Annotated in this window: 24 protein-coding genes; 15 read left to right on the top strand and 9 right to left on the bottom strand. The window is 39.0% G+C overall.

Annotated features, from left to right (window positions below; all coding sequences use genetic code 11):
- The first annotated feature begins 21 nt into the window (after positions 1-21).
- The 10 genes from H6731_03365 (at position 22) to H6731_03410 (ending at position 9,463) form a co-directional block, all read left to right on the top strand.
- Positions 22-1,071: a type III polyketide synthase gene (locus H6731_03365; protein ID USN51460.1), complete on the top strand. Its 1,050-nt coding sequence runs from the start codon at positions 22-24 to the stop codon at positions 1,069-1,071.
- Positions 1,065-1,586 (top strand): hypothetical protein, encoded by a 522-nt coding sequence (locus H6731_03370; protein USN51461.1) that lies wholly within the window; start codon positions 1,065-1,067, stop codon positions 1,584-1,586. The genes H6731_03365 and H6731_03370 overlap by 7 nt, the downstream gene beginning before the upstream one ends.
- A gap of 88 nt (positions 1,587-1,674) precedes the next feature.
- The gene (locus H6731_03375) at positions 1,675-2,466 is read left to right on the top strand and encodes a hypothetical protein (protein USN51462.1); all 792 of its coding nucleotides are present in this window, start codon (positions 1,675-1,677) and stop codon (positions 2,464-2,466) included.
- 141 nt (positions 2,467-2,607) lie between these two features.
- Positions 2,608-3,546 (top strand): hypothetical protein, encoded by a 939-nt coding sequence (locus H6731_03380; GenBank protein ID USN51463.1) that lies wholly within the window; start codon positions 2,608-2,610, stop codon positions 3,544-3,546.
- Positions 3,547-3,652: 106 nt separating this feature from the next.
- Positions 3,653-4,822 carry an NAD(P)/FAD-dependent oxidoreductase gene (locus H6731_03385; GenBank protein ID USN51464.1) on the top strand — a complete coding sequence of 390 codons (1,170 nt, stop codon included), beginning with the start codon at positions 3,653-3,655 and terminating at the stop codon, positions 4,820-4,822.
- Positions 4,823-4,876: 54 nt separating this feature from the next.
- On the top strand, positions 4,877-5,623 hold the full coding sequence (locus H6731_03390) for a leucyl/phenylalanyl-tRNA--protein transferase (GenBank protein USN51465.1): 747 nt from the start codon (positions 4,877-4,879) through the stop codon (positions 5,621-5,623).
- 87 nt (positions 5,624-5,710) lie between these two features.
- Complete coding sequence (locus H6731_03395; GenBank protein ID USN51466.1) at positions 5,711-6,289, top strand: superoxide dismutase; 579 nt, start codon at positions 5,711-5,713, stop codon at positions 6,287-6,289.
- 154 nt (positions 6,290-6,443) lie between these two features.
- Complete coding sequence (locus H6731_03400) at positions 6,444-7,634, top strand: NAD(P)/FAD-dependent oxidoreductase (protein USN51467.1); 1,191 nt, start codon at positions 6,444-6,446, stop codon at positions 7,632-7,634.
- Positions 7,635-7,828: 194 nt separating this feature from the next.
- The gene (locus H6731_03405) at positions 7,829-8,863 is read left to right on the top strand and encodes a zinc-binding dehydrogenase (protein ID USN51468.1); all 1,035 of its coding nucleotides are present in this window, start codon (positions 7,829-7,831) and stop codon (positions 8,861-8,863) included.
- Between the two features lie 105 nt (positions 8,864-8,968).
- Entirely contained in the window at positions 8,969-9,463 is a 495-nt protein-coding gene (locus H6731_03410; GenBank protein ID USN51469.1) for a hypothetical protein, read from the top strand.
- 98 nt (positions 9,464-9,561) lie between these two features.
- Here the strand turns inward: H6731_03410 and H6731_03415 are convergent, their stop codons facing one another.
- On the bottom strand, positions 9,562-10,341 hold the full coding sequence (locus H6731_03415) for a class I SAM-dependent methyltransferase (GenBank protein USN51930.1): 780 nt from the start codon (positions 10,339-10,341) through the stop codon (positions 9,562-9,564).
- Positions 10,320-10,538, bottom strand: coding sequence for a hypothetical protein (locus H6731_03420; GenBank protein USN51470.1), 219 nt, complete (start codon positions 10,536-10,538; stop codon positions 10,320-10,322). The genes H6731_03415 and H6731_03420 overlap by 22 nt, the downstream gene beginning before the upstream one ends.
- 220 nt (positions 10,539-10,758) lie before the next feature.
- On the opposite strand from H6731_03420, the gene H6731_03425 reads away from it, so the two are divergent.
- Together H6731_03425 and H6731_03430 are read left to right on the top strand one after the other, a co-directional pair.
- Positions 10,759-11,814, top strand: coding sequence for a hypothetical protein (locus H6731_03425; GenBank protein USN51471.1), 1,056 nt, complete (start codon positions 10,759-10,761; stop codon positions 11,812-11,814).
- Positions 11,815-12,153: 339 nt separating this feature from the next.
- Positions 12,154-13,041, top strand: a complete 888-nt coding sequence (locus tag H6731_03430) for a hypothetical protein (protein USN51472.1) — start codon at positions 12,154-12,156, stop codon at positions 13,039-13,041.
- 224 nt (positions 13,042-13,265) lie between these two features.
- Here H6731_03430 and H6731_03435 read toward each other — a convergent pair whose 3' ends face one another.
- Both H6731_03435 and H6731_03440 read right to left on the bottom strand, forming a co-directional pair.
- Positions 13,266-13,466, bottom strand: a complete 201-nt coding sequence (locus H6731_03435) for a hypothetical protein (protein ID USN51473.1) — start codon at positions 13,464-13,466, stop codon at positions 13,266-13,268.
- A gap of 64 nt (positions 13,467-13,530) precedes the next feature.
- Complete coding sequence (locus tag H6731_03440) at positions 13,531-15,108, bottom strand: hypothetical protein (GenBank protein USN51474.1); 1,578 nt, start codon at positions 15,106-15,108, stop codon at positions 13,531-13,533.
- A gap of 205 nt (positions 15,109-15,313) precedes the next feature.
- Here H6731_03440 and H6731_03445 point away from each other — a divergent pair, with 205 nt between their 5' ends.
- On the top strand, positions 15,314-15,994 hold the full coding sequence (locus H6731_03445) for a hypothetical protein (GenBank protein USN51475.1): 681 nt from the start codon (positions 15,314-15,316) through the stop codon (positions 15,992-15,994).
- Between the two features lie 34 nt (positions 15,995-16,028).
- Here the strand turns inward: H6731_03445 and H6731_03450 are convergent, their stop codons facing one another.
- The 5 genes from H6731_03450 to H6731_03470 form a co-directional block, all read right to left on the bottom strand.
- Positions 16,029-16,346 carry a hypothetical protein gene (locus tag H6731_03450; protein ID USN51476.1) on the bottom strand — a complete coding sequence of 106 codons (318 nt, stop codon included), beginning with the start codon at positions 16,344-16,346 and terminating at the stop codon, positions 16,029-16,031.
- Positions 16,347-16,414: 68 nt separating this feature from the next.
- Positions 16,415-16,969 carry a hypoxanthine phosphoribosyltransferase gene (gene hpt / locus H6731_03455; GenBank protein ID USN51477.1) on the bottom strand — a complete coding sequence of 185 codons (555 nt, stop codon included), beginning with the start codon at positions 16,967-16,969 and terminating at the stop codon, positions 16,415-16,417.
- Between the two features lie 9 nt (positions 16,970-16,978).
- Entirely contained in the window at positions 16,979-17,818 is an 840-nt protein-coding gene (locus H6731_03460; GenBank protein USN51478.1) for a uracil phosphoribosyltransferase, read from the bottom strand.
- A gap of 402 nt (positions 17,819-18,220) precedes the next feature.
- A complete protein-coding gene (locus H6731_03465; GenBank protein USN51479.1) occupies positions 18,221-20,218 on the bottom strand; it encodes a hypothetical protein in 1,998 nt (665 codons plus the stop codon).
- 340 nt (positions 20,219-20,558) lie between these two features.
- Positions 20,559-21,158, bottom strand: a complete 600-nt coding sequence (locus tag H6731_03470) for a thymidine kinase (protein USN51931.1) — start codon at positions 21,156-21,158, stop codon at positions 20,559-20,561.
- A gap of 164 nt (positions 21,159-21,322) precedes the next feature.
- Here H6731_03470 and asnS point away from each other — a divergent pair, with 164 nt between their 5' ends.
- Together asnS and H6731_03480 are read left to right on the top strand one after the other, a co-directional pair.
- A complete protein-coding gene (gene asnS, locus H6731_03475) occupies positions 21,323-22,678 on the top strand; it encodes an asparagine--tRNA ligase (protein ID USN51480.1) in 1,356 nt (451 codons plus the stop codon).
- Between the two features lie 16 nt (positions 22,679-22,694).
- The gene (locus H6731_03480) at positions 22,695-23,402 is read left to right on the top strand and encodes an MBL fold metallo-hydrolase (protein USN51932.1); all 708 of its coding nucleotides are present in this window, start codon (positions 22,695-22,697) and stop codon (positions 23,400-23,402) included.
- The last annotated feature ends 39 nt before the right edge of the window (positions 23,403-23,441 follow it).

A 23,441-nucleotide genomic window follows, 5' to 3' on the forward strand; every position in this document is an offset into this window, starting at 1 on the left:
AAATTTCTTCACGGAGTTACTATGCCTCACCTCGTAGGGCTTGAATGCTCCTTTCCAGCATATTGCTATTCACAAGAACAAATATCTGAGCTTTTGATTCAAGAGTCACGCAATAAACAAACTGTTATCAAAAAAATTCACACTTCAGCTTTGGTGCAACATCGCGCTTTGTGTTTACCAATCGATCATTATCCCAAGCTCACAGGTATTAAAGAGCGCATGCATTTATGGCAAAAAATAGCATTAGATTTGAGTTATCAATGTATTAATAAACTTTTTAAAAACTTAAATTTTAATCCTTTGGATATAGGACATTTCTTTTTTACTTCGATAACCGGTATGTCAGCTCCTTCATTGGATGCATTATTGGTAAACAGGTTAAAACTTTCCTCTTCGATCAAACGCACTCCCATCTTTGGACTGGGATGTTTGGGAGGTGCCGCACTTTTGTCTCGAGCTGCTGATTACCTTAGAGCTTACCCTAATGAGCTTGCTTTGGTACTCGCTTTGGAACTTTGCAGTCTGACCTATCAAAAAAGTGATTTATCCATGGCTAATATTGTTGCAACAGGATTATTTAGCGATGGGTGCGCTGCTTTATTATTGGCTGGAGATAAACATCCTCTCTCTAAAAATTCCATTTTTAAAATTATTGATTCTCATCAAGTATTTTTTTCAGAATCAGCTAACATTATGGGGTGGAGCATCGAAGATACAGGTTTTAAAATTATTCTTTCAAATGGTGTTCCCGAAATTGCTCGTGTTGCCATTCCTCATGCAAGCGATAGATTTCTTGAACGACATCAACTGAAACGAGAAAATATCGACCACTGGATCGCTCACCCAGGAGGCCCCAAGGTGATTAATGCTCTTGAGGAGGGACTGGGAATTCCATCAAATGCTCTTCGTCACACAAGAGATTCCTTGCTCGAGTTAGGAAATATGTCGTCTGTTTCAGTACTCAACGTTTTACAAAGAACCATCAATGAAAAACCAAAAGCAAACGAGCATGCATTGCTCTTTGCTATGGGACCAGGTTTTTGCGCGGAAATGGTGTTGATGCAATGCTAAGTCAAAAATTATTTTTTATTTTGGTGAGTTTGGTTGCATGCCAAAGAATTTTTGAGCTGTATTGGTCTCATCGCAATGAAAAAATACTTCTTGCCCAGGGAGCTTTTCGTCACGCTCATGATCACTTTTTATTTATGAAAATGATCCATGCAACATGGCTTATCGCCATATTTATCGAGGTTTATTTTTTAAGGAGAACTTTTTATCCTCTATGGGGGTATTTTAGTCTCTCACTTTTTTTTATCGGACAAATCCTGCGCATCACAGCTATTGTCACCTTGGGCCATCGATGGACTGCCTCTATCGTAATTGTGCCAAAAGAAAAACTTATATCACATGGGATCTATCGTTTCGTCAGACACCCTAACTATTGGGGAGTGATCCTAGAAATAGCTTTTTTGCCTTTGGTTTACAGCGCAATTTATACGAGCGTAATTTTTTCTGTTCTTAATTTAATAATTTTATTTGTAAGAATTCGTCATGAAGAAAGGGGATTACGTCGATACTGTTTATGATATTTTTCAAATAATTTTGTTCACGTCTTGATCTGATCTGGAAATATATTCCATCATCTTAGCAACAAAGATTTCTAAGGGGGAAACAATGATCAAGGCATCGATTTTTTCTTTGATATTTGCAGCAACTTCTTTGCTCGCATCTACAGCAAATACTGAATACAATTATTATCAAAGTGGCGGAGAAGGTAGGACATATCACGATGGAGATTATATAAAATTTACTCTTAGTTTTAATGCTGAGTGTTTTGAAGACAGAACTGAAGCATCAAACTATGTTGTCAATAATCTTAATCATTTCCGTGATTGGATAGAGCTGAAATCTCAAAAAATCAGCTATACAATTAATCCCATCAGCCTCTCCCAACAAAATCATTCTTGGGATCGTGAAAGACCGTGCGATAATAAATATTTCGCCGCACAAAAACTAACACTCACCTTAGAAAAAGGTGACGAAGCAAACGCACTCGATAACGAAACAGTGCAAAATTTCTATCAAGAATTACAACAGGCAATTTGGCCACTTCACACTGAGGGCGATGAAAACAATCTTAATCATGTAACAAGCGGTATCGATAATATCTACAAAGGAGTTTATGAACACACCGCTGACAACATGAGAAGAATTGCTCGAAGAGTTGCTCAAAAAAAAGCCACTGATGATTTTATTGATTTTCTTGGCGATGACTTTCAAGGACAGTGGCGTCTGCAAAAAGTTGATTTTATTCAGCGAGGCTATTCTGATTTTACGAGCAAATCTGTAGTTCCTGCTGCTGCACCAATTGCTGAAAATCATGAAATATTCATTCCCGCCACTCTCAAACTTGAACCCCTGAGTGTTGAGGTGAGTGGAGATTTTTATTTCGTATACAATTTGTAAGAATTACTTTTATTTCACAGAGAAACGCTCATATCGAGCGTTTTTTATTTGATCATTATTACTTCTGTATTACTTCTGTATTGACTCTTATTCGTAATAAGGCATGAGCGAAAATAAATCTTAAACCGAGAAGGGCAATTAATGAAAAAGAAATTTTTAACGTTCTGGCTTTTCTTTAATATTTTTTTCACCCTCTCTAGTCCATCACATAGCGGTTTTGTCATCACTAAAAAAAATGATTCTAATGAATATTTTTTAATTACTGATACCGAAAACCAATATTCAGAGCAAGAAATAAAAGATGCTGCCCTAACAATAATCGATCAACTTAATGCAAATGAAAAAATTTCCCCAAAAGACGCTGATTTACACAAGAGTTCGTTGGAAAAAACTAAATTCAACGCAATAGAAGCCGCATTATTGGTTAAAATCTCTCAAGCATTTAGCCAAGATGAAAGCGATGAAGCCTTGATTAGATTTCTTCAAATGCCACAGGATGTTAAAAATTCTGAAAACCCTAGGCTCATGACCTTGGCCGCCACAGGAGGAGTATTAGTAATTGTTGGAGGAGCCATACTCTTTACACTCTATCCTGTTGGCTTGGGCATGGGAATTGCAACAAACTTAGTATGCGAATCTGGACATGTGGTAGATACTGATCAGCTTTGTGTTAACGGCACCGATTATGTCGTTAAAATGATAGACGATGGAATCCACTACTTATGCCCAAATGGCTTTGAACCTCTAACCAATGCTCATGATTTACATGCATGCCTGTACCACGGCACTTTGAGTGCCGTAGAGCACGTTAAATCGATAAGCGCAAAAACTTTAGGAATAACTTTAGGCACAATCGCTAGCTCAGGAGCAGCCGCCTGTTGCGCCGGTATTTCATGTGTATGTTGTGGGTTGGGAATAGATTTTTGGAATAAAGGAAAAGACTCAACAAAATCTGATGAAAAACAAAATATCGAGGATCTTTGCATAAAATTTCCTCCATTCAAAATAGCTATGAAGCTCTTGCTTGAAAAAAGTAAAGCGTTTCAATCAACTACAGAAAATTCCATTCTAGATGTGTAAAATCAGACAAAAATCACATACACCACTTTAAAATTTCATACGCTCAAATCATGAGCGTTTTTATTTTTTGGCAACTTCAACTATCTTTAAAACCGATACTCTCTACATGAATACATATGATGTGGTTATTGTGGGTGCTGGACCAGCAGGCTTTGCCTGCGCACTGAAGCTTGCACAAAAAAATCTCTCAGTCGCTTTAATTGAAAAAAATCAACTTCCCGCAGGCAAGCCCTGCGGCGAAGGCATACTGCCAAATGGTGTAAATCAATTAAAATCGCTAGGTATTTTAGATTTCATTGGCGATGATCAACAGCATAAAATTGATGGGATTAGGTATATCACAGCCAAACACCAGGCCAAAGCTTCATTTATCAATGGCGTTGGCTTAGGAATTAATCGCGTTGTTTTATCAAGCGCTTTTAAAAAAAGTTTGAATCAATACCCAAATATTCATCTTATAAAAGCTGAATTTAAAAATTATGAAAACTCGATTGTCACCGTTAAAGAAGAAAATCTTATGCGGCACATAAAAACAAAATTTTTAGTAGGTGCCGATGGCCTGCGTTCAAAAGTACGATCGAATTTAGGTATTGAAATTAAAAAACCGTATTTTAAACGGTGGGCACTCACTGCACATATGCCGATCAAAGCATGGACTTCTTTGGTTGAAATCCATCTTGATAAAAATATTGAGGCTTACGTCACTCCCACAGGGAAGAATGAAATCAATGTTGTGTTCATGTGGGATAGATCAAAAAAATTGCCAGCTAAGGGCAAAGATCTCTTTTTTGCTTTGATCGATAATTTTCCTAAACTTAAGAAACAAATGGCACTTTACGATTTAAGCCATAAAGCTTTTGCTATTGGTCCATTCCATTACCGAGCAAAAAATTTTTTTTCTAAAACACACGCTGCATTGATAGGTGATGCAGCAGGCTATATTGATCCATTAACCGGCGAAGGAATTAATCTTGGTCTTTATCAAGGACAATTATTGGCACATATTATTGGCGATAAACTCAGACAAAACAAAAGGATCACACAAAGTGATCTACAAGAATATCAACGAGGCGCCCTAAACTATGGCAGGGCTCATACCTGGCTCACCTATATAATGCTTCTCATGCAAAAAAATAATTTATTTTTTGAGCTCGCAATGAAAATTTTTAAAACCTATCCTTGGCTCTTATCTTCACTCACTGCCATCAGCATGGGAGTTCCCATCAGCGCACTTGTTGCTCATCCATTGACAAAAACCAATCCCACACTTGAATGAATTTTTAGATAGCAGATAAAATTTTAAATGCCTGAAACTCGTTATAGTAGCCCTATGCCAGTATTTCTTGATGAAACAAATATTTTATTTCCCGATCACAGCCATGCCGATGAACATGGCATTTTGGCTGTGGGCGCTAATCTTGAGCCTGATACATTGCTTGCTGCATACTACAACGGTATCTTCCCTTGGCCTCACCCAGGTCTGCCTCTTTTATGGTTTTCGCCCGATCCTCGTTTTGTGATGCGTCCTCAAGATATTTTGATCAATCGAAGTTTGATTAAAGCCATAAAAAATTCTTCACTCCAAATAAAAGCTGACTGCAATTTTTATCGAGTCATGAAAGGCTGTCAAAAATCTTTGAGAGCAGAACAAGACGGTACATGGATTACAAATGAGCTTATCGAGGGTTACTGTGATTTACATGGCTTGGGCTATGCTCACAGCATCGAGGCTTACCAGGATGGCCGCTTAGTTGGAGGACTTTATGGAGTTAGCATAGGTTCACTGTTTTTTGGTGAATCGATGTTTTTTTTACAAAGCAATGCATCAAAAATTGCTTTTGCTACCTTAGTAGCTCATCTGATCACGTGGAACTTCAGTCTTATCGATTGTCAAAGTCATACCCAACATCTAGAAAAATTTGGTGCTCAACCTATAAAGCGCAATGATTTTTTATATGAACTAGAAAAGAGTCATCAGCATCCAACGATGCAAGGTCCATGGCGTTTTACCATGACTCCTCAGCAAGCTCTCGAAACAATAAAAAAAGCATCAAGCCTGCGTAAAAATCGCCGATAGCAGCTACGCTTCAGTTTTACTCCCCTGCCTTGAAGTATGTATTCACAGAGCTAATAGTTCCCACAGCAATCTTATGAGGAGAAAATTATGGCTTTTACGCTTCCATCCCTTCCCTTTGCAAAAAATGCCTTAGCACCATTTATTTCTGAAGAAACTTTGGACTATCACCATGGCAAACACCACCAAACATACGTGACCAATCTCAATAATCTGACCGAGGGCAATGCCCTTGCCCAAAAATCTTTAGAGGAAATTATTAAGAACGAGAGCGGTGGCATTTTTAACAACGCAGCTCAAGTATGGAACCATACATTTTATTGGAATTCCATGGCCCCCAAAGCAGGTGGCGCTCCTCATGGAAAAATAGCTCAAGCCATTAATAGCGCATTCGGAAGTTTCGATGCTTTTAAAGAAAAATTTTCTAAGGCAGCTTTAGGACAGTTCGGATCAGGTTGGGCATGGCTAAATCAAGACAAAAATGGTGCCTTAGTGATAGAAACCACCGGCAACGCAGGCTGCCCTCTTAGTGGCGATAATACTCCGATTTTGACCTGCGATGTATGGGAACACGCATATTACATTGATTACCGCAACGCGCGCGCCAAATATATCGATGCGTGGTGGAACGTGGTAAACTGGGAATTTGCCAACAGCAATTTGAAATAAGCTTTTTATTTAAATCAAAAGCACATAATAGCGGCGACAAAAGCTCAATTTGTTGCCGCTTTCTGCAATTCTCATCCAAAGTTGGACTTATTTTATAAAAAATAATGAGGGCTCTTAAGTTATGCTTTAACAAAACCACTCTAAGGGGGGAAATATGGAAAACAAATACTATGATGTCGTGATTATTGGAGGCGGGAGCGGAGGAATCAGCGTTGCTGCCCGATTACTCAAGGCCGAACCCAAACTCAGCGTTGCCATTATTGAGCCAAGTGATAAACATTATTATCAGCCTCTTTGGACTCTTGTGGGTGCTGGCGCTGCCTCACTTTCCGATTCTCTAAAAAAAGAAGAAGACTTAATTCCCAAAAGAGCTGTTTGGATCAAAGATTACGCATGCAGTTTTGTACCAGAAAAAAATAAAGTTATCGCTCGTGAGAGAGGCGCGATAAGCTATCAGTACCTGGTGGTGTGCCCTGGAATGCAAACTGATTGGGATAAAATATCTGGCCTTAAGGAAACTCTGGGAGAAAACTCAGTTTGTTCTAATTATTCAGAAAAATATGTGGAAAAAACCTGGCAATTTTTACAAGAATTTAAAGCTGGAAAAGCAATTTTTACTTTTCCCAACACACCGATAAAATGCGCGGGAGCTCCTCAAAAGATCATGTATCTAGCTGAAGATTATCTAAGTAAAAAAGGCATTCGAGATCAAAGCCAAATTATTTTTGCATCTGCTGGAGACAAAATTTTTGGTATTGAAAAATACGCCAAGCCCTTGAGAAAAATTATTGAAGACAGAAAAATTCAAACACGCTTTAGACATAATCTTGTTGCGGTAAATGGGCCTAAAAAAATTGCTACATTCGAAGAGCTTGAGTCTGGAAATAAAGTAGAAATTGCCTTTGACTTTTTGCATGTTTCCCCCCCTATGAGTGCTCCCGACTTTATAAAGACAAGCCCTCTTGCTGATGATCACGGCTGGGTAAATGTCGATCCAAAAACACTTCAACATAAAAAATTTAGCAATATCTTTGGCTTGGGCGATGCAAGCAGTCTACCAACCTCTAAAACAGGCGCTGCCATACGTAAACAAGCACCTGTCCTCAGCGCTCAACTGCTTGCCCATAGACGAAAACAAAAATGCGATCTTATCTATAATGGCTATACCTCATGTCCGCTAGTAACAGGTTATGGAAAATTAATTTTGGCAGAGTTTGATTATGATAAGAATCCTTGTGAAACCTTTCCATTCGATCAAAGCAAAGAGCGATATTCTATGTATCTGCTCAAGAAATATTTGCTGCCTTACTTTTACTGGTATGGGATGCTTAAGGGCAGAGCCTAAGCTCTCAAATAATTCAAAATGGAGAGCCAACTTTTTGCGTTCTTCATTTGTTTCTCGTTTAAAGCATAATTTAATGCTTTTAGTGACTTTTTAGTCGCTATTAAAAGCTAAGATCCTTCTAAGCCGAGCAAAAGAGTTTTAATTTTATTATTCTTAGCATCACCATTTAACAAATTTGAGCTACGGAGCATCACATGGTAAAAAAACTTATCATAACCAAACCAGGAGGATACGGGCGTCTGGTTGTAGAAAAAACGAAAATCCCCAAACCACAAAAAAATGAAGTACTGATCAAAGTCAAAGCAGCAGGCATCAACTACGCTGACTGTATTATTCGCTGGGGCCTCTATGAATCGGCCAAAAAATTTGTAGGCTACCCTATAACTCCAGGCTTTGAATTTTCTGGAGTTGTAGAAAAAGTTGGCCCAGGCGTCAGTAAATTTCAAAAAGGCGATCAGGTTTTTGGAGTAAGCCTTTTTGGAGCGCAGGCAAGCCATGTGGTAGTCAACGAAAGACAGGTTTTTAACATTCCAAAAGAGATGACAATGGAGCAAGCTGCAGCTTTTCCAGCGGTTTATCTCACCGCCTATCATGCATTGTTTCAAAATGTGACAACACGCCCGGGCATGAAAGTTTTGATCCACTCTGCAGCTGGCGGCGTAGGCAGCGCTTTAACCCAGTTAGCTAAACATTTAGGCTTAGAGGTTACTGGAGTTGTCGGTTCATCTCACAAAGTCAAAGAGGTCAAAAAACTGGGCGCTGATTTTGTTATTGATAAGTCCAAAGAAAATCTCTGGACACGAGCGAAAGAAATCAGCCCAGAAGGCTACGATCTTATTTTTGATGCCAACGGCTACACCACTCTCAAACAAGGATTAAAACATCTACGAGGTACGGGCAAACTTATGTCTTACGGATTCCACTCCATGTTTCCCAAAAAAGGTGGCCTACTCAATCCTTTTCGTTTGATCTACGGCTACCTACAAACTCCTCGCTTTAATCCCTTTGATCTTTCCAATCAAAACAAAAGCATTGTTTGTTTTAATTTGAGTTTCTTGATCGACCGCTTTGATCTTTTGGATGAAGCAATGAGTGATCTTATAAAATTTTTGGAGCACAAAAAAATTAATGCTCCCAAGGTAAGCACATATTCCTTAGAAGATGCTCGCTTAGCCCACCAAGCTCTTGAGTCGGGCCAAACAACTGGAAAACTGGTGCTGGTAATTTAGAAACTTAGGTACTGCATAATGAGCAAAAAGTTTGCTCTGAACTAAACAATAGAATCGTTTCAAGCACTAACAACTATCTAAACGTGACCATTCAGAGGAGGATACATGTTTAAGATAGCCATTTGTTCATTACTCGCCATATCCAGTTTTACTCTTAACGCGGGGCTAAAACCTTTGGAACTGTACTATTCAAATGCCAGGGGAGATAATTTCACCTCCGGCACTACTAAAGGCGGCAATGATGCAATTGCTGCTTCTTATAATTTTGCTCGTGTTGAAGCCTGCATTTTAGATAGAGCCGAATCAGGGACTGAGCCATTGCAACTATTTTGGAACGGCAACAGGGGAGATAATTTTTCTGTTGCAACACGACAAGGCGAAAATGATGCTCGTGCTGCTAATTATTATAATGTTAGAGTTCAAGGTTATATTTACACCTACCAAAGGCCTGGAACCGTGCCATTAGACCTTTACTGGAGTGCTTCCAGGGAAGATAATTTTTCAACAGCTACATCTCGCGGTCGTCAGGATGCGAGAGCTGCAGGGTACTATTTTGTTAGAACCCAGGGCTACGTTTACCCTGCACACTATTGTCAATGATAAAAAATTCTTTCACAGACCTGTCCAGATAAAACTTCAACAGAGCACGTCTTTCATGTGAAAAGATTTAAAAATACCGAAACTAACATTATCCCTGATTAATTTTTCACAGCATGAATGACGACAAAAGAAGGATGCTCAAGATATTCGGCTCCAAGCATATTTTCTTGATTGCGTCCTTCATTAAAATCACTTCTTTCTTGCTCATCGGCAAATGTTTTTTGTTCCAGCTGGATTACCCTAAGTCCTGTATCATCCAAAGCTTTAATGTACTCATCCACTGAATGATAATAATTGGGAACAGTAAGACCTGGAAGCTTGCGCCAAATTATCTGACCTGATGCGAGTGATGATTCATCTCTAACAAGAACTAATGATTGATTTTCTACGGTAAAAGTGGCCCGATGCACCTCGGTGAGCTCATTGATGCATGCAATTATTTCTTTATCATCTGATGGATCGATAATTCTTCTTAATACATCATTCACATGAGCCATTACTTCTTCTTGTTTGGCTCCGTTGGTAAACACAACACCAAATGACATAGGGGCAGTGATCACCAAACCTCCCCCTTTCTTTAAGCTTCGTGCAATTTCTTTTATGTTTTTCTTAAATATTACCCCTTTGTTAGGAAGATTGCATCCTACATTTATGCTCATGGCAAAGTCAAAGCTTTCATCTTTAAATGGCATGCTTGCCACACTGCCATGAATCAGTGAAATACTATTTTGTAACGAAGCTTTAAGAACTGCAGCTTCTGCGAGTTTTAACATATCTGCTTGAATATCAATCCCGTATACCAAAGCTCCATTTTGTGCCGCTACTATTGCCCAAGGAGCCGCGCCGCAGCCAGCATCTAATATTTTTTTCCATTTAATGAGCTTATGTGAGGAATAAAATAAGGATCCAAAAACTTCCCACCATCAGGACCGTGTTTACTCTTTGCATAGGCTTTTGTACCGCTGCTTGTATAGCTTGTACCATCATTATGGTGCGCCACTTGTCCAGCAAAATGAAGGCTGAAAATCAATCCCCAAAAAAACCTTAGGGAAAGGTGTACTGCCCTACTTTGCATTGTTTTCTCCAAGCTTAGTTCTTGTGTTAAATTCGATTTTTTATGCTGTTAGCACAGTACAACTCTTTGCGAAGACCGCTTAGGAACGCATCTGTAGATTTAAAGAGCTAATTACAACGCATAACTTTGCACTAAAAACAGCTCTTAAATGTAAAAATATTTTTAACTACACCAGTAATTTATAATATAATTTTTAGATTATTTCTTAACTGAGGTTTGTGTGAAAAATATTTCGTTGTTGTTTGGAGTACTGCTGTTTTTTTCTTGCCATGTTTTTTCTAAAGACTTATCTCGTGTCATTTTACCTAATGATGAAGCCACTCACGATTACAATATCGAATGGTGGTATTATACTGGCCACTTAAATGCGCTTGATGAAAATGGTCTTACAAGAAAATTTGCTTTTGAAATGACAGTGTTTCGCGGCTCTCCACTGAGGCCAATTTCAGGCTATGTTGGGCACTTTGCATTGATCGATTTAGATAATAAAAAGCATATTCCCTTTGAGAGACTTAATCCGCTTGCATCTCGTAGACCTCCTGCTCCTGCCGATGAAGGATTTAAATTTGTCTTTCGAAGAGGTCTGGAAAAATGGGAAATCAGTGGCCTTGATGGTCACGATAACATCAAGGCAGGAAACTCCGATTATGCTGTTGATCTACAACTCGATGCAATAAAACCTGTTGCTCTTTTTGGTGATCAAGGAATCGTTGATTATGGTGTAGCTGGAAAATTAGCTTACTACAGCCGCACACGTATGCTCACTTCTGGCACATTGACCACTCTTGAAGAAAATGGAAAGGCCAAAACTTACCACGTTGCAGGAATAACATGGATGGATCACCAGTGGGGCGATGCAGATGCAGCTAACCCCACTCAAATGGGATGGGACTGGTTTAGCATACGTCTCGATGATGGCAACGATTTCATGATCTTTCACATACGCGACACAAAAAGCAAAGAGATCGTAAAAACAACTGGCTTTATCATAGATAATCAAAGCACTATTACTTCTATCCCAGATGAGCTCATCGATATCACTGCAATAGATTCTATAAAGGATCATGAGGTTTATTACCCCACTCAGTGGGCAATCAAAGTACCAGAACCTTTCGCCATTGATTTCAATATAAAAGCGCGCTTTGCTGATCAAAAATTTAAAGTACCAGCTCAAATCACTCCGATTTATTGGGAAGGTTCATGTTCAATAGAGGGCTCTTATCAAGGAAATAAAATTGAAGGCCAGGGATTCACAGAAATGGCCGGTTACGAATAATTTTTTCCACTCTTATGAACAGATTATTAAAATTTCAATCCATAAAGTTTACTAGATGTTTTTTGAACGAACCGCAACAAAACGATGAGCTCATGAAAAAATCATCTGGTAAATTTTTTTGATGGTCCCTTCAAAATTAACTCATCAACTATTTTTATTTACCAAATAATTTCTAAACAAAATTATTGATTTTTTTAGCCTCAGGGAAATCTTGCATCAAAAGAAAATGTTTAAGACATAAAAACAAAGGCATGATGCAAATATTGTTATTGCACATGCTTATTGGCTAATTATCTAGTGCCCTAATTTTCACCCTCAACCCATCAGATAGAAGGCAAAATGAATATATTTTTTTGTGCTCGAAACTCGTTCGTCATGATTTTTTTTTGTTTGTTTAGCTTTTTTAGCTACGGATTTGATGAACGTATGGAAGAAGAGCCGGCGACTCAAGAGATTATTGACCTTCATCAGCTTGATGTAGATAGAGACTCACCAATTAGTGGCACCCCCAAATTTAAATCGTATTACCAACAGTTTCCCAAACATTTGATCGACGGAATATTTTTGATTGCAACTGGCGTGACTCTTTGTATGGATTGGTCTTTTGAGTGGATTCCTTTGATTGCAGGATACCTTCTTGCAGACTTTACTTCCGCTCATTTTCACTGGCTTGAAGATACTTATGATTTTCTGCCCAAAAACGAAATAATTTGTAACAATCGCCTCCATCATTTGGAACCGAGACGAATTATTGAAACTCCCTTTATTAAAAGCATTCAAGGATCGGCTCTGGCAGTTGCTCCCTTTTTAGCTGCGGCCATTTATTTAGATGTGCCTGATTGTATCGTTTACTCTCTTTTATTTACCGCTATGGCCAACTGGATTCATCAAATGGCCCATCAAACATCAAAAGAAATCAAGGATGCCAGTTATATTATTTGGCTTTTACAAAAGGCTGGCATTATGCAGTCGAGGGAACATCACCGATTGCATCATTTTACCAAAGAGCGAGAAACTCACTATTGCGTTATGACTGATTATCTCAATCCTCTTTTAGAAAAAATTGATTACTGGCGAAAACTTGAATCGCTTATTCACTTTATTACTCAAAGCAAACCACGTGCCCTTCAAGATGCCGCGAGCTATTTCAAACATTGCCATCAAAAAGACCCACAACAGTGGGCCCATAAAGTAGATAAAATAAGAAAAATGTTTGAAAAAAAGTAAAAAAGCTCAACTTAAACAGCTCTGAGCAAAAAACTGAAACTTATATCAACCCCTCAATTAACCGAGCTTTTAAAATCTGTGTATGCTTCCATTTTTTTGGATAGCTGCATAAGCAATTCTGACTTGGTGTCAGCTCGTCATCTTTTGAGCTGATAACTTTATTTTTAATATGTATGAGTAGGAAATAACTTCTGTTCTATAATTAAATTTTCACCGACTATAGCTTAATCATCAGTAAAATTTTCTTTTTCATCCTCGCTCTGAACGATAATCCTATCCACTATCATACCGCATTCTTTGCAGATGCAATCGCCTTCGTGAATGTCACATACGAAATCACAGGAGTTGCAGTTATCGCATTGATAATTAGTGCAAAATATCAAACAAGAAAATAGAAATAAAAAAACACAAAGCAGGCTTCTCATAACAGTTTTCCTACATAAATTTTCTAGCAAATAAACAACCTCAAGAGATCTCTGAAAAAAGATTTTATGAATGATTTCCCCCCCCCAATATGCTCTCTAAGTTGCCATTAAAGGCCCTTCGTTCTGCTTTATTTAATGAGCGATATGGTGGCATGCGCCCTGAACCCGATCGATTGATCCGATCGATTATTTCATTAAAACCACGGTATCCATTAACCTCCATCCAGTAACGCAAAGCACTTGTCCTATCGAAGGGTATGGGAGTGATACCGGAACTGTTGGGATTTTTGCTATGACACATGATGCACTCGCCAAAAACGGTGGGCGCAGGGAAAGAATCATCGATGCTTGTCTCAGGTACTTCCTGCTCTGCAAGTAGCGCTATGCTCTCTGTACGCAATGCATCACAATCAAATCGCAGATAACTATAACCTGCGATTTCTTGTCTATCAGGTTTTAAATGCTGAAATAGACTTAAAACAACCAGTGCCATATTGGCATTAAAATCTGTTTTATAGTTATTAGGCACCGATATAAGAAAAGGATTCAAACCTTGACTGAGCGAGAAATCACGAGTATCGACGCCAGCAAGCTTAAGTATGAAAAATATCGCTGCGATGCCAGAGCTTTCACCAGAAAGTCGTTCATGATCGATATGGAAAAGTGTGCGACTATCACCAAAAAGATTCTTATAGCGCCTGCTTTGATAAGCTTTTAGGCTTTGGCGCTTATTCTTCACCTTTTGATGAAATGCAGGAAAGTCACTGATTATATGACCACGCCAAGTACTGGGAAAATACGCAGCCAAATTATGAGCGGTGATGGCATCGCTTTCATTCAGCACGCATCCATTAACTACGCCAAGCAAGGCGGGAGCGAGGCGAGTGAAGATAGGATACTTTTCTTTCCATACCTGCAGAGTGTTGAACATCTGGAGCTGCGTCACATATTGAGTAAAAGTTTCAATCCCTGGCATATTTATTTCGTGGCCGGTAGCTGGAGCCGGCCACTGTAAATGTGTATAGATTCCTGTCTTTGAACTACTCTGGCGCAACTGTTCATAAGCTTCTTTTTCAGCAATGCTTCCAAAGCGGCCAATCGCACTGCCAAAGGCATTTGGCCAAAAATCATATGGCTCCCAAAGCGGTTTCCCTGGACTGCCATGACAGCTCTTACAGGATTCTGGCTGAGCATTATAACGTGGACCTCCTTCGCTAAAGCGCAATTCAGCAAACTGAAAACCATGGCCACGCTCAAAAGCTATAATTTCCACCTGCCGTTCTTTGGTCCTTGGATCCTCAGCAAAGCCCAGCATAAGTCCATCGGCAAAAAGTATGACTCGCGGATTTTCGCGATCGGCATACTGCAAACTACCGCTATCATGAATAAGGACAGACTGTTTAAAAAGTTGAGGGCGCCGCGTTGCCAGATAATCCAAAAAATTCTCATAGCTATGCAAGTATGGCAGCTCTTCTTGGATCTCTTTCAACAGCAAACGATCCTCAGGCAAGAAAGCGCTCAAATTAACGGAATAATCGAGATTATTGCTTGTAACATAGGTAGAGAAATCAGAATAAGGAATCGCCACTAGTAAAGACAACGAAAACAAGAGGCTAAGCAAAGTGACAACAAGCAGACGCATGATAGTCTCACGAGCGCATCAAAGTTTCTTTTCTCGTGGAGATTAAGTCCACAACAAATTTATTCAGCAGCAAAAAGCTTAGAATCTTTATTCCAATAACTACGCTAAGCTCATAATTATCAGTCGATTTATTTGATTTCACTATCAAATTAGATTCCCAATCAACACTCAGTTATCATTAAAAAAACTATTTTTGGGAGAAAATATGACAAAAAAACTATTCAGTTTCATTGTGTTATTTTTCACGGGATTTTCCGCACATATTTTGGCAGAACAGAGCGAGCTCAATGATGAAAGCATAGAAATAGCAGAGTTAATTGTTAAACTTGCTCCAGATATCGCTCTTGACTTGGCACGACCAGCAACAGGCGCCGATAGAATCGTAACTCATGCAACAAAAACCTGGGAAGGAAATCGCTATATTTACCTTATCGAAGGACAGGATGTGCTCCATGATGGACGAGTTTTAAGTAACTATCAGATCCGCCTAGAAAAATATGTAAGCCTCACTAATTCTAATCATTCAATCACTTCTCCTCTGCCTGCAGAATCTTTTTGGTTGATAGGAGCTCTTCTCAACGGACTCTATGATATTGCCGAAATGAATCTTGAGCACAGGGCTGTCGAACTCGACTATGCCACCGAAATTATTTCTGAAAACGAAGATGAAGTACTGACATACGAATTAGTTGGCATCAATAAAGTATGCGATCATGATGAATTAAATACTTTTAAAATTATTGTCACCCGCTATTGGCAGCATCGTCGTCCCTACTACGTTGTAAATTTTATTAAACCCTACAACGATGTGCCAAACGTAACTCTTCCGGTATGGCCTATACCTGACCCAGTACTCACACCTATACCTGTGCCAGTTCATCATTAGAATTCGAACACTCAAGGCAGCAAGGCTGCCTTTTTTATTTATTTGACATTTTTTTCTTGTTTAATCGCTGAACCATTATACTGTCACGCTGTTCCATCATAGGACCAAAAGCAACAATGTAGGTTCCCTTGCAATTATGTTGAGGGCAGCTCAATGCAAATATCACCGCCTCATCATCAAGATTGGTTTCACCCTCAAAGCGATAAATAGCATCCACAACAACCTGATCTGGCTCAACATCTAAGCCTGCTGGCGTTATATGAAAATTTGCTTCCAATGCTCTAAAATCTTGAGCGTAACCCCTTTTATGTAAGCGCTCTATTACCTGAGAAATAGTTTCTAGCTCAGCCATAAAAAATCACCTTAATCAATTCTTTTATTCAAGGTAATCTTTAAAGCGCAAAGACACAAAAAAGAAACTCACAATGACGAGCTAGGCGGATAAAAAACTCCAATCATTGGTAGATTTCTTAGGCGCTCAGCCACATCAAGTCCGTAACCTACCACAAATTTATCGGGTATAACAAAGCCTACGAAATCGAGTTCACAACTAAGCTGTTTGTGGTTTTCTTTTTTTAGCAAAGTGCAAACTTTCACACTTGCAGGCTCACGTGCTTTTAAATTTTCTATCAAATATTTGACGGTTAATCCCGTATCGAAAATGTCCTCTACGATCAGCACATGTTTATCTTTGATTGGTCTCGTGAGATCCTGTGTGATTCTTACTTCTCCCGAAGATTGAGTTGCTTCTCCATAAGAAGACACTCCCATCATATCTAGTTCTACCGGCATATCTATGGCACGGCATAAATCGGCAAGAAAAATTATGGAACCCTTTAATACCCCTACCAGCACTAATGGCTCTTTCATTCCCTCGTAATGAGCCTTGATACTCTCTCCCAATTCTTTTACTTTCTTGCTTATCTCCTCTTGGCTGATAAGCTCTTCGACTCGGTCTTTTCCAAAAATAGACATCAGTTTCTCCTAACAAAATGAATTATTAATTATTTCACCGAAGCCGCCACCACCGGGAACGATATAGTGTTTATCACTTAGTCCGCTTTCTTCTTTCCACCGAGATCCAGGCTTAGTAGACAAAACTTCAGCGCTGGAAGCTCCCCTATCAAGTCTGAGAGCGTAGATCTTTACATCAGGATGATCATTTTTCATACGAGCCAAATATTCTGGAGTCACCATCAAATGAAGAGCAAATATTCCCAAAGGTTTTCCTGCGACTTTCTCTTTATAAAAAGAAATTATTTCTGAGATAGAGGTCCCGGTAGCTCCCATGGGATCGGGAAAAAGCAGCATTGAATTATCCACATCTCCTCCGATTTTTGATCCACCCATATGGGCCCCCGTAACACGGTCTTTTTCATCAGTAATGCGTGACATCACCACATGATCCTGGCGAACAAAATCAGGATCGAGTATACGATTAAAAAAATCAAAACTCACTTGGCTGGGTAAAGCTCCTGCTCTCATAATATTTACTGTCACTGTTTTAGTTTGTTTTTTTATCACGCGGCCTGTCCAAATACCAAACTCACTGACAGCTGCCATTCGCGTCTTTATATGAACTTCTTCAATAGGAAATTCAATACGCACCACATTGCGCACCAAAAATTGATAAAGTTCCCGGACTAAATTGTTGATCGCAGGCTGCCTGGTCTTTGCTTGGCATAAATCAGCAAGCTGGAGCAACGATACAGGATCAGTCAAAATATGAATATTTTTTCCATAACAGTGCTCTAGCTCAGATTTTTCATAACTCAGCGAGCGATAGATTTGATCACCCTTGTTCTCTGTCTTTTGCACATCCATAAAAACTCCTTAATAACTAAAGGCAGTATTTCTATAAGTAGCAGCTTATAAAAAGCAAACTCCCTACACAAACACCAAAATCTCCTTGAAGCCAATGGCGAAACAAGAACAACTGTTCTCATTAATCAGTGCTTGCTGTTAGAGACTGTTGAAAATAATTTTTTGCAGGTCTTCGAAAGTATTTTCGGCACCTGGTGGCGCAGCATCCAATAGTTAGGAGCGAAGATCGTCCATTTTTTGCCTAAGCTTCTCAATGAGCGAAAGCAAAAAATTCGAGCAGAGCGACAAAAAGTTAGATGCAGTGCCGCTATGAACCAAGCCAAGTGAGATAACTTTTAAGTGTCAAAGCAAAAATATCGACTTTAACAAATTTTCAAAGCAGTCTCTAACTAGTGGCTCGGATTAATTCAATAAATCGATGAGGTTATTTCTTCTAATCTTACTGCGCTCGATTACATAATCGATAACCTCTACCATTTCTCTATATTTGCTCACTATTTTTTGTTTTTTCTCTTCAAGGGTTTTAATTTTCACCTCTATTTTTTTTGCTCTTTCATAAGCAAAACTTGAATTTTCTTTAGTTACTTTTTTAAGTTCAGTAACATTAGCATTCAAAACTTCATTGCGACGAGTTTTAGATTGAATAAAAATTTTTAAGGAATGACAAAAATCTGAATTACTTTTTTGTGGCAATGCACCAAAAATCACTCTGTTGTTCTCACCACTAAAAGGGGTCGATGCTGGTAGCAAATAGGCAAAACTTGCTCGAGTATAAAAAGGTGTATCGAAATAGTGTCTAATGCCAATACTATCTATTGGTAAAAATAGAAATTGCACATCTTCCTCTTTAAGTCCCCTTAAGGGCTTATCTAAAATTTTACGGCATTGATTAGCATTTTTATTAAGCGTGTTTTGAAAGAGCTCGGTTAAAATTAGCTGAGGGTTCAAATATAAAGCCTTTAGACTTAGAACATAATATTGGAATGTCAGAGGATTGTATTTTCTAGAGAGCTCGTCCGACGGACCCTTATTATTAAATCGCATAAAAAGCCCCAAAGATCGATCATCGTTTCCTATCAAATCCCACTTATGGCCACTTCTGTGCATATCCACTTGAATGCCGCTATTTTGCAAACTTGTGACAATCTTTTTTAGGCGAGCAGAAGCTATATGAGCTTCATGAGTAATATCAATCACAACGCGTGAAACAGGAATATGCCGTTCTTGAGCAAGCTTAACCCACTCTAAAGGATCGAGTGATTTGCGGCTGTATGCATCGTAGCATTCAAGCAAAAGCGTGTTGATTGGTCTTGCATCGCTATCCAAACTATTAATAAACTCTTCTTTATTATATATGTTTATATTTTTTTTATTTAAAGTTTTAATAAGTGAAATAAATTCAAAATAAGAGCCTTTGCTAACAATAACTCTCTCACTGGTATCTACCAAACTAATTTCTTTAACCGTTTGCTGAAGAGCATTCATTCCACCACTGGCAAAGCTTGTATTTACCTGAAAATTTGGATACAAATCTGCAATAAAATCATTAAGACTTTTATCATTAAATGGCTCATGAACTAAAAGGATTTTAATATTATTATTAACAAACTCATTCAACCATATATAAAGTTCTGGCGAAGCATTTATATCGAGCATAATATCCATAGCAAATAATATATTATTATAAACACTTTGATATAATTTTGAAAGATTGAGTTTACTTGCTGCTTCATCTATCTTGTTTTGCGCCAATACCTTTAACTGGCTATCGATATATAAAGATGAAATACCAAACAAATCAGCATTATTCTCCAACCGATATGCTGACATAAACTGCTTATATATTTCGTGTGCAAAAAGCTCATGCATGCTTACAACATTTCCAATTAACCTATGACCAGCTCCTTGATTTTTATTTAATTTTTCTCCAAATAGTGTTTGATATACCTGTTCCACACCTGCTTCATCTAGCCAACTTGTAACTATATATTCATTGGAAACAGGCGATTGCACAGGCTTGTTAGTGATGTAATCATTCAACACAACATTTCCCAAAGTCTGAGGCTGTTTTTTATGCCATTGCTTGTATAATTTCACTAAAGAAGGCTCTACTTTGCTGTAGGTTTCAAAGCGGTGATAAGCAGAAAAATTGAGTTTTCCTCTTCCCATAAGGGTGAAAGGATTTTCTCGAGGAGGAGCATTGTGATAGTCAGACAATAAAAGCTGAGTTTCTATTTTTTTTCGATATTCGTCAGCTATATCATGATAGGAGCCCTCAGATAAAATGGAAAAAAGCCGGTTATGAAGCAGAAATTTCCCATCAAATTCTTCTTCTAATAGATTTTGATGACAACCAACAATAAAAATAAAGAAAAGACAAAAGAAAAATATTTTAGACATTATTTCTCAGCCTTAATCGCAAAAAATCACCACACATATAATGCCATAAAATTATTTATAAAATATTTTTTAATTCAAATTAAATCTTTCATACAAAATTAGTAAGGAGCACAAATGAAAGCCGCAGAATCGTCTTACACCTGTGCTCAAAAAATGTATTAAAATTACCAAGCCATACCAATCGAAGCATCGAATATTGGCCAGGGATAATTAAATTTTCTTGCCGAACTATTTTTATCAGCTGACCAGCTTGCTAATTTGATATTATGGGAAATACCTAAAATCCGCGTTAAGATTACAGACAGAAGTCAAATAAAGCTAGAGAGTTTTTTCTCTTGTTTTATGCATCATTGACGTCGATAAGCTCAACAATACCCTTGACATGACATGCACGGCATCGAGCTTCATAGCAGGAATCTGCACCTACCAACACCTGATTATCGGCTACTTTCGTTCCACTGCGAGCTACTCTTTGAGTTTTGCTGGCTGGAGCACCGCAACGCATGCAGACCGCCCACAGCTTAGAAACAGTATCTGCATGAGCCAAGAGATCGGGCATGGGTCCAAAAGGTCGCCCCAAATAATCTTCGCACAGGCCTGCAGCAATAACGCGAATCCCCATGGCTACAAGATCCTCACATAGATAAATCACATCATCATCAAAAAACTGAACTTCATCTAAACCAACAACATGAATTTTTTGTTGGTTTGCCCCCAAATAATCCCGAATGCGCGCAGCATTAGGCACGGGTACAGAAGAAATTTTTTGTTCGGAGTGACTGACAACTAAATCGCGAGAATAGCGTGCATCGATCTCAGGCTTGAAAACGATAGCGTTCATGCGAGCATATTCCACCCTTCTGATACGCCTAATCAGCTCTTCTGTTTTTCCGGAAAACATCGGGCCACAGATTATTTCTAAATTACTATGTCCATTCATAAAAACATGTTCAATTTCATGAACCTGGCCCATTCCACTACCTCTTTATTTGGCACAAAAATATTTTCATAATTGCTTAGGAAAAAGCTTCAACTAAGTTGTGAGCACTCATGCAACTTGCTAAACAAGGCTTCGTAAACTTTTTTAAAGGGACACAAAGCACCATGACTGAAACAAACTTGCAACCACCTCATGTCACAATTTCTACAATCGCCAACTATGCTGATCAAAGAGTTACTCTTAAGGGCTGGCTCTATAACCAACGCGGTTCAGGAAAATTACTTTTTTTGCACATTCGTGATGGTTCTGGATTTATTCAAGGAATACTAGCCAAAGCCGATGTCAGTGAAGAAATGTTTGAAGAAGCCAAAAAACTTGGCCAAGAAGCATCGATCATTGTCAGTGGTGTAGTGAAACAAGAACCAAGGGCGCCCTACTGCGGCTATGAGCTTCATCTCGATGAAGTCAAACTTGTAGCAGAAAGCCATAACTACCCTATCGCCAAAAAAGCTCACGGTGATGCCTTTCTCATGGATCACCGTCACCTTTGGCTTAGGTCACGCCGTCAACATGCTATCTTGCGTATTAGAGCCACCATCATCAAAGCTGCACGAGATTATTTAGACAGTCATGGTTTTTTATTGGTGGACAGCCCCATTTTTACTCCCAATGCCTGTGAAGGAACATCTACCCTCTTTGAAACAAAATGGTTTGACGATTCCAAAGCGTTTTTGTCTCAATCAGGCCAGCTCTATCAAGAAGCAGCCGCTATGGCATTTGGTAAAACTTACTGCTTTGGCCCAACCTTTAGAGCAGAAAAAAGTAAAACCAGACGCCATCTCAATGAATTTTGGATGGTCGAGCCTGAAGCCGCTTACATGGATTTGGAAGGTGATATCAACCTTGCTGAAGATTTCTTGTGTTTTATTGTTGAGCAGGTTCTCAATAAGCATGAGCATGAGCTGACTGAAGTACTTGAAAGAGATATTGCTCCTCTTAAAAAAATTCAAAAACCTTTTGTTCGTTTAAGCTACTGCGACGCTGTAAAAATGATTCGCGAAATTCAAACTCAAACTCAAGATACTGATCTTAAAAACTTACTCGACATCCAATGGGGTATGGATTTTGGCTCACCACACGAAACAGAGCTTACTAAACGCTTTGAAAAACCTGTTGTAGTCCACGGTTTTCCTGCTGCAGTAAAAGCTTTCTATATGAAAAAGGATGAACAAAATCCTTCCATAGCTCGATGCATGGATATTCTTGCACCAGAAGGTTATGGCGAAATTATTGGCGGCGGACAACGTGAAGATAATCTCGACCTTTTGATGAAGGAGATCGAACGACACAAACTCAATCAAGCAGACTTCGAATGGTTTTTGGATTTGAGACGCTACGGATCGGTCCCGCACGCAGGCTTCGGGCTTGGTATTGAACGCACAGTTGCTTGGCTTTGTGGGCTTCACCATGTGAGAGAAACCATTCCATTTGCCCGCACACTGGATCGTCTCTATCCTTAATATTTTTCGGTAAAAAATTATGGAAAAACTTTATTTTCGCCAGCTATTGTCTGGCCGAGATTTCGCCCTCAACAACGACGCTGCTCAACACATGGGCAATTTCGTCTACCTGATCGGTGATCGTGAAAAAAATGTTTGTATTGTTATTGATCCTGCATGGGACATCGATGGCATTTTAGCTCTTGCCAATAAAGACAACATGAAAATTATCGGAGCACTGGCTACCCACTATCATCCCGACCATGTTGGTGGACATATTTTTGGCATGAATATTGAAGGCCTTTCACAATTGATGGCAAAAAATCCTTGTAAAATTCATGCTCATCGTTTGGAAAAAGAAGGCATCATTTCGGTTACTCATGTATCTGAGAACGATATCGTCGCTCATGATTCTGGCGATGTGATTATGGTGGGCGATATCGCCATAGAACTGCTTCATACTCCGGGACATACTCCTGGTTCATGTTGTTTTCGCATCAAAAATGCTCTGCTCTCTGGTGACACTTTATTCCTGCAGGGCTGCGGCCGCGTTGATCTGCCTGGCGGAAATGTTGATGAAATGTATCGCACAATTCATGAGCGTTTAGGCAGTATAACCCCAAGCACAGTGGTCTATCCTGGCCACGCTTATGGCGGTGAGCATGAAACAATGAGCGAAATCAGAACTAATAATCAGGTTTTTAAATATTTAGATCAGGCAAGCTTTCGCAGACTGTTTTCCTAAATAATTTGTGCAGTTTCATAAGCATATTGGCACTTGCGA

The sequence above is a fragment of the Myxococcales bacterium genome (assembly GCA_023898405.1).
Classification (GTDB): Bacteria; Myxococcota; UBA727; order UBA727; family JABDBI01.

What these genes read in the sequence shown, in the direction of transcription:
- H6731_03445 (USN51475.1), top strand. Translation starts at nt 15,314, where the DNA reads ATGACAAAAAAACTATTCAGTTTCATTGTGTTATTTTTCACGGGATTT.
- H6731_03370 (USN51461.1), top strand. Translation starts at nt 1,065, where the DNA reads ATGCTAAGTCAAAAATTATTTTTTATTTTGGTGAGTTTGGTTGCATGC.
- H6731_03410 (USN51469.1), top strand. Translation starts at nt 8,969, where the DNA reads ATGTTTAAGATAGCCATTTGTTCATTACTCGCCATATCCAGTTTTACT.
- H6731_03440 (USN51474.1), bottom strand. Translation starts at nt 15,108, where the DNA reads ATGCGTCTGCTTGTTGTCACTTTGCTTAGCCTCTTGTTTTCGTTGTCT.
- H6731_03395 (USN51466.1), top strand. Translation starts at nt 5,711, where the DNA reads ATGGCTTTTACGCTTCCATCCCTTCCCTTTGCAAAAAATGCCTTAGCA.
- H6731_03465 (USN51479.1), bottom strand. Translation starts at nt 20,218, where the DNA reads ATGTCTAAAATATTTTTCTTTTGTCTTTTCTTTATTTTTATTGTTGGT.
- H6731_03450 (USN51476.1), bottom strand. Translation starts at nt 16,346, where the DNA reads ATGGCTGAGCTAGAAACTATTTCTCAGGTAATAGAGCGCTTACATAAA.
- H6731_03405 (USN51468.1), top strand. Translation starts at nt 7,829, where the DNA reads ATGGTAAAAAAACTTATCATAACCAAACCAGGAGGATACGGGCGTCTG.
- H6731_03380 (USN51463.1), top strand. Translation starts at nt 2,608, where the DNA reads ATGAAAAAGAAATTTTTAACGTTCTGGCTTTTCTTTAATATTTTTTTC.
- H6731_03375 (USN51462.1), top strand. Translation starts at nt 1,675, where the DNA reads ATGATCAAGGCATCGATTTTTTCTTTGATATTTGCAGCAACTTCTTTG.
- asnS (USN51480.1), top strand. Translation starts at nt 21,323, where the DNA reads ATGACTGAAACAAACTTGCAACCACCTCATGTCACAATTTCTACAATC.
- H6731_03390 (USN51465.1), top strand. Translation starts at nt 4,877, where the DNA reads ATGCCAGTATTTCTTGATGAAACAAATATTTTATTTCCCGATCACAGC.
- H6731_03430 (USN51472.1), top strand. Translation starts at nt 12,154, where the DNA reads ATGAATATATTTTTTTGTGCTCGAAACTCGTTCGTCATGATTTTTTTT.
- H6731_03365 (USN51460.1), top strand. Translation starts at nt 22, where the DNA reads ATGCCTCACCTCGTAGGGCTTGAATGCTCCTTTCCAGCATATTGCTAT.
- hpt (USN51477.1), bottom strand. Translation starts at nt 16,969, where the DNA reads ATGTCTATTTTTGGAAAAGACCGAGTCGAAGAGCTTATCAGCCAAGAG.
- H6731_03460 (USN51478.1), bottom strand. Translation starts at nt 17,818, where the DNA reads ATGGATGTGCAAAAGACAGAGAACAAGGGTGATCAAATCTATCGCTCG.
- H6731_03435 (USN51473.1), bottom strand. Translation starts at nt 13,466, where the DNA reads ATGAGAAGCCTGCTTTGTGTTTTTTTATTTCTATTTTCTTGTTTGATA.
- H6731_03470 (USN51931.1), bottom strand. Translation starts at nt 21,158, where the DNA reads ATGAATGGACATAGTAATTTAGAAATAATCTGTGGCCCGATGTTTTCC.
- H6731_03420 (USN51470.1), bottom strand. Translation starts at nt 10,538, where the DNA reads ATGCAAAGTAGGGCAGTACACCTTTCCCTAAGGTTTTTTTGGGGATTG.
- H6731_03385 (USN51464.1), top strand. Translation starts at nt 3,653, where the DNA reads ATGAATACATATGATGTGGTTATTGTGGGTGCTGGACCAGCAGGCTTT.
- H6731_03400 (USN51467.1), top strand. Translation starts at nt 6,444, where the DNA reads ATGGAAAACAAATACTATGATGTCGTGATTATTGGAGGCGGGAGCGGA.